The sequence below is a fragment of the Micromonospora yasonensis genome (genome assembly GCF_026013475.1).
In the GTDB taxonomy this organism is placed as follows: domain Bacteria; phylum Actinomycetota; class Actinomycetes; order Mycobacteriales; family Micromonosporaceae; genus Micromonospora; species Micromonospora yasonensis.
The window spans coordinates 1-8,710 of record NZ_JAPDPH010000265.1 but is presented as its reverse complement, the minus strand read 5'-3'; the positions used below and the strand labels follow the sequence as shown (position 1 = coordinate 8,710).

Here is an 8,710-nt window from a genome sequence, read left to right as displayed (position 1 = left end):
GTCGGTGCCGCTGATCCGGCCGCGCACGTCGGTGACCAGGGTGCTCCACCCGCTCGCCACATAGAGCAGGTCGGGCCGGACGCGCAGGCTGCGGACCCTGGTCATCGGGCCGGCTGTACCCCTTCGTCGCCCCGGTACACCCGCGCCGGCTCAGGGCGCGGTGCGCGCCCGGTCCCGGATGATCAGCTCCACCGCCAGCGCGATCGCCACCGCCTCGACGGCCAGCAGGGTCAGCAGGATCAGCAGCTGGGTGGCCCCGGCGCGGATCGGGCCGCCACCGCCGAGCAGCACCCCGACGAACGCACCGGGCAGGGTCACCAGGCCGACCGTGCGGGTCTGGTCCAGCGCCGGGACGAGAGCCTGCCCGGCCGCCGGTCGGCAGATCTCCAGCGCGGCGTCGCGGGGAAGCAGCCCCAGGGTCAGGCCCGCCTCGTACTCGCCGTGCCGGGTGCGCAGCTCGTCGAGGGTACGCCGGCCGGCGAGGCTGGTCGCGGTCATCGCCCCGCCGATCAGGATGCCCGCCGTCGGCAGCACCACCAGCGGCGTGGCCGGCAACGCCCGGCTGGCCAGGAGTACGCCGAGACTCGGTGCCACCCCGGCGGCGATGGCGAGCGGGGCGACCCGACGTGGTCCGGCCGGGCCGATCCGCCGGTGTGCGGTGACGCTCGCGACCGCGTACATGAGCAGGATGAACAGCGCCGTGCTCCACCAGGCGCCCAGTACCGCGACGATGACCAGGGAGACGGCGCCGAGCTGGACGGTGGCCCGCCCCGCCGCGGTCAGGATGGTCCGGGCCCGGCCGAGCCCGCTGAACCGGAGCACCGCCGCGCCGGCCAGGGTGAGCGCGGTGAGGGCGACGACCAGGGTCGGGCCGATCGGTACGGTGCCGCCGCTCATCCGATGATCGTATTCCGTCGGCCGGCCGGTGCAGTCGTGCCACCGGCCGGCCGCTCACCGGATGATCACTTCGCGTAGACCTCGAACTCGTAGAGCGAGAAGCCGTACGAGGTGGCCCGTTTCACCCCGTACATCCGTACGTAGCGGGCGGTGACCGGGGTGAAGGTCACGTTGTCCACGCCGCCGTTGCCGGCCGTGGTGCTGAACGCGGTCTGCCAGGTGCTGCCGTCGTTCGAGACCTCGATCCGGTACGCGCTGCCGTACGCGGCCTCCCAGCGCAGCACCGCCCGCCGGACCGTCCGCGCGGAGCCGAGGTCGACCCGGATCCACTGGTTGTCGGTGTAGCTGCTGCCCCAACGGCTGCTCAGGCTGCCGTCCACCGCCTTGTCCGGCGTGTAGCTGGTGAGGAACTGGGTGCTGGACGCGGTGGCGCTCCGCCCCTGGGCCAGGTTGGTCACGTCGTCGCCCCGCCGTGCCGGGAAGGAGACGACCTGCTGGTAGGTGGGGCGGTTCTGCCAGGCGATCAGCGGGTGGGTGATGCCGCCGAGCCCGGACTGGGCGATCGCGTCGGCGCACCACTGGTCGCCGGCCCCGCAGTGCGAGTCGCCGGGGTAGACCGTGGTCGCCGGCAGCGCGACCGCCCGGCCGAGGGCGTCCAGCAGCGCCTGCCGGCAGGCGCTCAGGTTGCCGTTGCCGCAGTACGTGCGGCCCAGGCCGCCGGCGACGGGGTCGCCGAGCACGGCACGGATGTCCTTGTCGACGTAGCCCCACCAGCCGTACTGGAACGACGAGCCCTTGTGCGGCTGGCCCTGCAGCGCCCAGACGGCGCTGCCGTCGCGGCCGCCGTTCTGGCCGCCGGAGGGCGCCTCGTTGACCTCGATGGCGTCGACCAGGGCGCCGTAGAGGTCGCCGCCGAGGCCGGGCCGGAACTCGGCGGCGGCCAGCAGCGGCCACCAGGCGTCGAAGATCCGGATGGCGTCGGCGTGCTGGTAGACCTTCGACCCGGGGCTGGTCTCCATCCGGCGGGCGCCGGCCTGCTGCCAGGCCTGGAGCTTGGTCACCGCGTCGGCCAGGGCCGGGTCGCTGACCGGCTGGCTGGTGAGCACCCGCAGCAGGTTGCCGAGCACCTCCTGGCCGCGCAGGTCGGTGACGGCGGCGTCGGCCATGATCCGGACCACCGCGGCCCGGTCCAGCTTGCCCTGGGCGAGCGCCGCGCGTACCCGGCCGTCGAGCAGGTCACCCCGGTGCACCGCGCCGAAGCTGAAGTTGCCGTCGGCGGCGCCGTAGTCCTTCGCCTGCTTGTTGTTCCAGCTGACGTAGTAGTCCTGGTCTATCGACCGGGGATGGGCGCCGGCCGGGGTGTAGGTGGCGGTGTTCGTGTCCGGGTTCCAGCCCTGCCACTCGTACGCGGCCTCGGCCCGGGTGGGCAGGTTCGGGTCGGTGCCGGCGGGGCGGACCGGGTTGGACCCGGAGTTGTAGTACGCCGCCTCGGTGGAGTTGACGTAGAACCAGTTGAACGCGTACCCGATGTCGGCCGCCGACTGCTGGAACGCCGCCGCCGAGCCCATCGCCGCCGGGTCGTTGTACGCCTGGAAGCCGATCGCCGAGTCGGCCTCGTGTCGGTAGGTGGAGCGCAGCTTGGTGAAGGCCACCGGCTGCCCGTTCACCAGTCCCCGGTAGGAGACCAGGCCGTATCTGGTGCGCAGCGCGCGCAACGTGTACGAGCCGGACGGGGTGGAGTCGGCCAGGGTGGGCGTCCAGGAGTTGGTGTGTTCGAGGACCTCCATGGCCAGGCACTGGCCGTGGTAGAGGTAGCGGTTCGACTGCAGGGTCGGGGCGCTCCCGTCGGTGGTGCACAGCGGCACCGCGTAGGTGTCGGTGAGGTCCTGGCCGGCGGAGGTGGCGCTCCAGGCGTAGTCCTGGCCGCGACCGAGCAGCACGTAGAGGTTCAGGCCGGCGAAGGCCGCGCCGCGGGCGCTGACACCGGGGCCCTGCAACTCCTGCAGCATGAGCAGTTGCGGCGCGAAGTAGCCGGTCTGCGGGCCGAAGACGGCGATCGGGTTGCCGCTGGTGGTGTGGCGGCCGGAGATCACCACGGCGTTGGACATGCCGTGCGCCTTCACCCCGGCGAGCCCGCTGAGCAGCCCGTCGGTCGCCGTGCTGCCGCCGCTGGTCAGGGTGGCGGCGGCGGAGCCGGTCCGGTTGTAGGCCAGCGGTTCGGCGGTGACGGTGCCGGCGTCGGGCAGGGCGACGCTGGGCGCGTTGTCGGGGGCCGCGCCGTACGGGAAGCTCTGGCCGTCGTGCAGGGTCAGCACGGTCTCCGGGTCGTTCTGCTGCCGGAACGCCTGCCACACCTGGTCGCCGGTGGTGGTGCCGTACCTGGCGCGGGCCGCGATCCGGACCAGCGTGGACTGGATCTCGGCGCCACCGCCGCCGCCGAAGAGCCCGCCGACGACGCCGGCGGTGGCGATCAGGTCGGTCATCGTGAAGTGCCTCGGGCTGCCGTTGCTGGTGAGGTTGTACTCGCCGGGGCAGTTGTCGGCGGCGACGCACTGGTCGATGTAGGCGTTGACACCGGCGATGTAGTCGCTGACGTCGGTGTGGAGCTGCTGGCCCCGGGTGCCCTGCTGGCGCAGCGCGTCGACCTGGGCCTGGAGGTCGGCCTCGGTGTACGGGGAGTTGGCCCAGATGCTCTGTTCCAGGTCGCGGTTGCCGGGGGCGCCGCCGGCGAAGGAGGTGAGGGTGCCGCGTCCGGCGTGCCGGAGCAGGTCCATCACCCAGAGCCGGTCCTGTGCTCCGGCGAAGCCGGCCCCGTACATGGTGCCGGAGCGGGTGGTGCCGGTGATGTGCGGTACGCCGGTGGCGGAGTCGCGCACGATGGTCACGTCGGCGCGGGGCTGGATCCGGCTCTCCACCTGCGCGTCGGGCACGCCGAACGAGGCGTCCTGGTAAAACCGGGCGATCTGCTCGTCGGTGAGCCCGGCGTAGTGGTAGACCAGGTTGGCGTACTCGTCGAGCTGGTCGCTGGAGTGGGCGGGGCGGGTGCCGAGGAGCTGGTGGGCGAGGATCGCGGCGAGGGTGGCGTTGCCGTTCTCGCCCGGGGGCAGGACGTCGGCGCACTGGCCGAGGCAGTAGTCGTTGGGGGCGAAGGTGGTGGCGGCGAGCGCCGGTGACGGTGGGACGACGGTCAGGGCGCTCGCCGCCGTGGTGAGAGCCGCGGTCAGGGCCGCGAGCCGGGCACGGGTGGTGGGACGGGTCATGGCGGATCCTCCGGGGGTGCGGAGCCGGGCCGGTGGTACGCCCGGCTGCCGCTGTGCCGACGTCTCGCCCTCCGCGCCCGGGCGTCACACCCGGAGGTGAGAATGGCTCATATCTACCTTCGGGTAATGATCGATGGAGTTCCATCGATCGGGATAGGTGCCGTTCACCACGGGTGAATGCCGACCTTTCGCCCCGGTCACTGCAACGCGAGCACGGCCTGGTGACCCAGGTGGTCCGACGCCCACCGGCCGTCGGGGGTCTGCCGAGCAGCGCCGAAGACCTCGCTGGCCACCGGCGCGATCGTGCCGCGGACCAGCACCATGTCGATCCGGTGCTCGACGTCGTCGGCCGGCTCGGTCAGGTCGTCGCCCAGCCCGGCGGTGTAGCCGGGGTCGCCGAGGTGCAGGATCGGCCAGGTGTCGACCATCCCGCCGGCGGCCAGGGCGAGGTAGGCGAGCCGGTTGTTCGGGTCGGGCAGTTCGGGCCCGCTGTTGAGATCACCGACGAGGATCAGCCGGCCGGAGGCGTCGAGCGGGCCGCGCAGCAGCTCCCGCGCCTGCAGCAGGCGTACGCCGGGGTGGAACGCCTCCAGATGGGTGTTGACGAACCGGAACGGCCGGCTGCCCAGCACGGCGTCCACCGCCGTCCAGCCGCGGGTGCTCGTGGCGGTGCCGCCGGTCGCGGCGAGCGGGAAGACCAGGTTGTCGGCGAAGTTGCCGGACGAGGTGCCGGTCACCTTGACCCGGCCACCGTGCCGTACCAGGATTACGTCCCGCATGGTGAGCCGGACGTCCCGCAGGTACGGCGCCCCGGCCGGGGCCTCCAGGTCCGCCTCCTCGCGCACCACGGCGACGTCGTACGGGTGCCCGGAGGTGGCCAACTCGGCGGTCAGCAGCGCCAGGTAGTCGTACCGGATCTCGGTGGCCGGGGCCGGGTCGCCGATCGGTCCGGTGCGCCAGAGCGCCACCTCCTGCAGGCCGACCAGGTCGGGCTTGCGCTCGCGGATCTCGTCGGCGATCAGCGCCGCCCGGGCCGGGAAGTCGACCAGGTCCACGTGGCGCAGCAGGGCCGCGTTGGCGGCCAGGAACATCGGCAGGGTCGGCGCGGCGATCGACGGGGTGAGGTCCCCGCCCAGGTAGAGGTTGCGGGTCAGCACCGCGACCTTGGGCCCCGCTTCCGCCTGGGCCGGCGGGGCGAGGAGCCCCAGGCTGGCCACCGCGACGGCGGCCGCGGTGGCCAGCCTGGCCAGGCGTCGAAGGTGCGAACGATTGCTGCTGTCCATGTCTGGTCCTCTCCGGCCGGATCCGCGTACGCTAGCGCCGCTGGGACCAGTGTGGACACCGCCGTTCGGGCAGCCCCTCCCGGCGCTCAGGCGGCCTGGGGCGCGGCGATGTTGACCAGCCACGCGATGCCGAACCGGTCCACGCACATGCCGAACTCGTCGCCCCACATCTGCTTCTCCAGCGGCATCATGACGGTGCCGCTGTCGGAGAGCCGCTGCCAGTAGCCGCGCAGCTCGTCGGCGTCGTCGCCGCTGAGGCTGATCGAGATGTTGTTGCCCGGGTTGTATTCCATCTCCGGCGGGGTGTCGGAGGCCATCAGGGTGTAACCGCTGTCGGTCTCCAGCTGGGAGTGCATGACCTTGTCGGCCACCGCCGGATCCGGGTTACCGAACTCGCCGAAGGTGCTCAGCGTCAGGGTGCCGCCGAACACCTGCTGGTAGAACTCCATGGCTTGCCGCGCGTTGTCACGGAAGCTGAGGTACGGGTTGAGCCGAGACGCCATTGTGCGACCCTCCTTCGTCCTTGACCAGCGCCATCGTCGCAGCCCGGTACGACAGGGACAACGAGGCGTGACGGGCGAGTCGCGCCGGGGCCGGACAGGCCGCGGTGGGGGCGGCGCCATTGCCGCCCCCACCGCTCTCCCCGCCGGTGCGCCGTCAGTCCTTCTGGAACGACTGGCGCACCACACCCCCCACCAGGGCGCACCAGGTGGTGGTGCTGACCTTGCCGTTGGGGTCCAGACCGTGCAGTTCCTGCAGGTCCTTGAGGGCCTTCTTGGTCACCCAGTCGTATTCGCCGGTGATGGCGACGTCGGCGTAACCCTTGGAGTTGAGCATGAACTGCACCGCGTTGACCGGGATGCCGGTGGCGTCCTTGTCCAGCTCCGGCGCGAGGGTCTCCCAGGTCGCCGGGGTGAGGGTGGCGTCGATGTCGACCGGGATGCCGTTGCGCGCCTGCCAGTCCTGCACAGCCGCGACGGTGGCGGCGTCGAAGACGCCGGTGACCGGGACGGCGTAGCCGCGGTAGGTGAGCAGGTACTGCGCCACCTTCACCACCGGCCCGCCGACGAAGCGCCAGATGTCGGGCCAGCGGCGCGCCGGCACGTCGGCCAGGTCGGTGCCGAGCTTGGCGAAGACCCGGCGGCGCAGGGTCGGGAACTCGCGGTAGAACATCGCCCCGGGGCACAGCGTGGCCCGGAAGTCCCAGTGCCCGAAGATGTCGTGCGCGTGCAGGCCGTACTGCTGGCAGATGGTGGTGCAGAGCTTCACCAGGGTGTCGAGCAGTTCCTGCGGCGGCGTCTCGGTGACGTACGTGCCCTCGTTCTCGATGCCGATGGCCCGGCCGTTCTCGCCGGGGCAGTGCGCCGAGATCATCTGCCGGTCGCCGGCCCGCAGCCGCTCCAGGCTGCCGTGCCGGCCCTCGGTGACGTACCCGCCCCGGCTCACCGTGAAGTGCTGCCCGGTGTCCGACCAGCGGTTCACGTCCATGTGCAGGTTCTGGCAGTCGCGGGCGAGCTGCTTGGCGTGCTCCTCCGAGTAGTCGGTGCTGTTCGGGAACGCCATGTGGTGCACGATGATCTTGTTGGTGGCGATCGCGCTGATCGACAGCGGGTCCGCCGGCGGGCGGGCCCCCCATCCGTCGCAGCTGATGATCCAGTCGAGGTCCGCGCCCGGGTCCGCCTGCGCGGCGGCCGGGAAGGCGAGCTCGCTTCCGACGACCGCGACCGCGGCGGCGCCGAGTCCGGCCCGCAGCAGGGTACGCCGGTCCAACTCGGGGTGGTCGAAGTGCATGTCATCTCCTCTGTGGCCGGCCAGGGCGAGGGCGTGAAAAGGAACTTCAGAATTCGCGCGCGGAACGGAGAATATTGCCGCGACTGCGCCGAGCGCTAGAGGTTTGCTGCGGCAGAAATGGATCCGTTGCGGCTCGACGCCGCCATCGGAGGGGCGAAAGTGGGCCAGTGCGGCCAATCCGGGCGGAACGCGGAACCGGATGACGGTCTCCATCGGACGCCGGAGCCGCCGGGTCCGCGACACCTACCGCGCGCCACGCACCGCCGAGAACGCCACGAGGTGGGTCAGATCGTGCCGAGTGGCGTCACCGAACACCGCGGCCATGGCCACGTGCAGCCGAACCGCCACGTCCTCCGGCAGCCCGACCCGTCGGGCGCGCCGGGACGGGCCGGTGCCACTGTGGAACGCCACCACGGCCCTTCCCCCGTCGCGCAGGACCCGGTGCAGCTCCGCGATCCCACCGGCGATGTCACCCCAGAACAGCACGTTGTTCACCGACACCACGTGGTCGAACGACCCGCCCGGCGCGCCGGTGTCCGTCGCCCGGCCCGACCGGACGTCCACCCGGCCTGCCGCCACCGCCCCGGCGCACCTGCGCACCGCCATCCGGCGCATCACCGGCGACGGGTCGACCCCGACCACCTGCGCGGCTCCCGGGAGGACCGGGGCCACGTTCCGTAGCGGAAGCGTTCGGGTGCCGAGCGAGCGGCGGCCCAGCTCACGCATGGTTGGAAACGTTTTCGTAACGAGCCCTTGACCTGACCGTCGAGCCGGGCGCAGACTCCCGGAAACGTTTACAGCAGGCAGTTGGAGGTGTGGGACGTGGGTCGTAAACGTTTACAGGAGTCGGCCGACGGTCGACCCACCGTCCACACCGTCGCCGCCCGCGCCGGTGTCTCGATCGCGTCCGCCTCACGCGTGCTCAACGGCGTCGGCGGCAGCCCGGAGACCATCCGCAAGGTGCGCGCGGCGGCGGCCGAGGTCGGGTACGTGCCCAACGCCATCGCCCGCTCGCTCCAGTCGCAGCGCACCGGCCTGATCGCCCTCGCCGTCGAGGACATCGGCAACCCGGTCTACGTCGAGATCATGCGGGCCATCGAGTCCGTCGTCGCCGCCTCCGGCCGGCAGCTGCTGGTGCACGCCACCGGTGGGCAGATTGCCAACGAGACCGCCCTGCTGCGCCGGCTCGCCCACCGCTACGTGGACGGGATGATCGTCTCCCCGATCCGGGTCACCGACGACCACCTCACCGCGCTGGTGGACAGCCCGGTGCCGGTGGTGGTGGTCGGCCAGCTCGGCGCCGACGCGCCGGTGGACAACGTCCGTACCGACTCGCGTACCGGCGTGGGGCTGGCCGTCGAGCACCTGGTCGCGGCCGGGCGGCGGCGGATCGGCTTCGTCAACGGCCCGCTCGACACCGTGCCGGGTGCCGCCCGCGACGCCGGCTTCCGGGCCGCCCTGGCCGCGCACGGCATCGAC

The 8,710-nt window shown here is 72.2% G+C and carries 7 protein-coding genes; 1 reads left to right on the top strand and 6 read right to left on the bottom strand.

What is annotated here, in order from left to right:
- Positions 1 to 150: 150 nt before the first annotated feature.
- The 6 genes from ONA70_RS32065 to ONA70_RS32040 all read right to left on the bottom strand — a co-directional run bounded on the left by ONA70_RS32065 (position 151) and on the right by ONA70_RS32040 (position 7,957).
- Positions 151 to 897: an ABC transporter permease gene (locus ONA70_RS32065; protein ID WP_265010234.1), complete on the bottom strand. Its 747-nt coding sequence runs from the start codon at positions 895 to 897 to the stop codon at positions 151 to 153.
- Positions 898 to 962: 65 nt separating this feature from the next.
- The gene (locus tag ONA70_RS32060) at positions 963 to 4,157 is read right to left on the bottom strand and encodes a penicillin acylase family protein (RefSeq protein WP_265010233.1); all 3,195 of its coding nucleotides are present in this window, start codon (positions 4,155 to 4,157) and stop codon (positions 963 to 965) included.
- Positions 4,158 to 4,354: 197 nt separating this feature from the next.
- On the bottom strand, positions 4,355 to 5,440 hold the full coding sequence (locus tag ONA70_RS32055; protein WP_265010232.1) for an endonuclease/exonuclease/phosphatase family protein: 1,086 nt from the start codon (positions 5,438 to 5,440) through the stop codon (positions 4,355 to 4,357).
- An 86-nt stretch (positions 5,441 to 5,526) separates the two neighbouring features.
- Positions 5,527 to 5,943 carry a VOC family protein gene (locus ONA70_RS32050; RefSeq protein ID WP_265010231.1) on the bottom strand — a complete coding sequence of 139 codons (417 nt, stop codon included), beginning with the start codon at positions 5,941 to 5,943 and terminating at the stop codon, positions 5,527 to 5,529.
- 154 nt (positions 5,944 to 6,097) lie between these two features.
- Positions 6,098 to 7,231 (bottom strand): peptidoglycan recognition protein family protein, encoded by a 1,134-nt coding sequence (locus ONA70_RS32045; RefSeq protein ID WP_265010230.1) that lies wholly within the window; start codon positions 7,229 to 7,231, stop codon positions 6,098 to 6,100.
- Between the two features lie 243 nt (positions 7,232 to 7,474).
- Positions 7,475 to 7,957 (bottom strand): class I SAM-dependent methyltransferase, encoded by a 483-nt coding sequence (locus ONA70_RS32040; RefSeq protein ID WP_265010229.1) that lies wholly within the window; start codon positions 7,955 to 7,957, stop codon positions 7,475 to 7,477.
- A gap of 96 nt (positions 7,958 to 8,053) precedes the next feature.
- On the opposite strand from ONA70_RS32040, the gene ONA70_RS32035 reads away from it, so the two are divergent.
- Positions 8,054 to 8,710 (top strand): LacI family DNA-binding transcriptional regulator (locus tag ONA70_RS32035; protein WP_265010228.1); only part of this gene is annotated, 657 nt, incomplete at its 3' end.